Below are 1,190 nucleotides of genomic sequence, written 5' to 3'. Positions count from 1 at the left end.
CCGTAGATCGCGATGATCTGCGTGGCCTTGGTGACGGGCGCGGTCGAGACGCTCTCGGGCTCGATGGCGGCTTCGGCCTTGAGCCGTTCATCTCTCATGAAGATGACCGGAGAACCTGGCGCCCCTCGCCCGACGGGTACGTCGGTCGATCCCCCAGGGGAATGCGGGCCGGCTTGGGACGGCCCGGCGCTCGGCCCGCGGACTTCGGGCGCGTTCATTGCAGCGTTCTCCAGTCGAGCACCATCTTCAGACATTGCAGGTCACCGAAGGCGGTGCGGTAGGCCGAGGCCGCCGCGGTGGCGTCCTCGTGGTGGGTGATCAGGCCGTCGAGCGAGAGCCGGCCGGCTTCGGCCAGTTCGCGCACCGCCAGCAGGTCGGGGCGCTGCCATTCGGCCGCGCAGCGGATCTGCGCCTCGCGCATGAACGCGGGGGCGAAGTTGAAGTGCAGCGGCTGGCTGTAGAAGCCGGCCAGCACGATCTCGCCGCCGGGCGCCAGGCGGGCGATCAGCGTGTCCAGCACCGAGGCATCGCCGCTCACGTCATAGATCGCGCGGTAGTTGCGCTTCGGGTCGTCGTCCGGGTCGAGCACCGGGTAGTCGAGCGCACCGTCGCGCCGCGAGGCCTCGCGTTCCCACACCGTGGGCGGCGGGTAGCCGGCCACCACCGTCATGCGCGCGAGCAGCCGGCCGAGCACGCCGTGGCCGACAATCAGGTCGGGTGGATGGATGTCGGCGCGCTTGCCGCCGCCGGCCACCGCGTGATAGGCCGTGGCCGCGAGCGCCAGCAGCACGCCGCGGTCGCCGAGCCCGCCGTCGAGTTCGACCACGCGGCTGCCGGGCACCACCAGGCGCGAGGCGGCACCGCCGAACAGGCCGCGCACCTCACCGAAGCAGCGGGCGCCCGGCACGAACACCGGCGTGCCGACGGCATGACCCGATGCCGGCCCGGCGGCAAGGACGTGGCCGACCGACTCGTAGCCCGGCACCAGCGGGTAGCCCATGCCCGGGAAGGCCGGCATGCGGCCGGTCCACAGCAGGCGCTCGGTGCCCGTGCTGATGCCGCTCCAGTCGACCGCGACGACGACATCGTCGTCCTTCGCGGCGTCCAGCGCCAGGCACGCCAGCCGGAGTTGCTCCGGCTGTTCCAGCACGACGGCGGTGGTGTCCATGGTCAGCCTCCGGTCCGGAGCC

Annotated in this window: 1 protein-coding gene; it reads right to left on the bottom strand. The window is 72.4% G+C overall.

Annotation, left to right across the window (positions count from 1 at the left end; translation table 11 throughout):
- Positions 1–214: 214 nt before the first annotated feature.
- Positions 215–1,168, bottom strand: coding sequence for a chlorophyll synthesis pathway protein BchC (bchC, locus tag ACE3TA_RS22595; RefSeq protein WP_374576578.1), 954 nt, complete (start codon positions 1,166–1,168; stop codon positions 215–217).
- Positions 1,169–1,190 lie beyond the last annotated feature (22 nt).

The sequence above is a fragment of the Phenylobacterium sp. genome (assembly GCF_041916435.1).
Taxonomy (GTDB): Bacteria; Pseudomonadota; Alphaproteobacteria; order Caulobacterales; family Caulobacteraceae; genus Phenylobacterium.
This window is presented reverse-complemented; position numbering and strand designations above follow the sequence as displayed.

What these genes read in the sequence shown, in the direction of transcription:
- bchC (WP_374576578.1), bottom strand. Translation starts at nt 1,168, where the DNA reads ATGGACACCACCGCCGTCGTGCTGGAACAGCCGGAGCAACTCCGGCTG.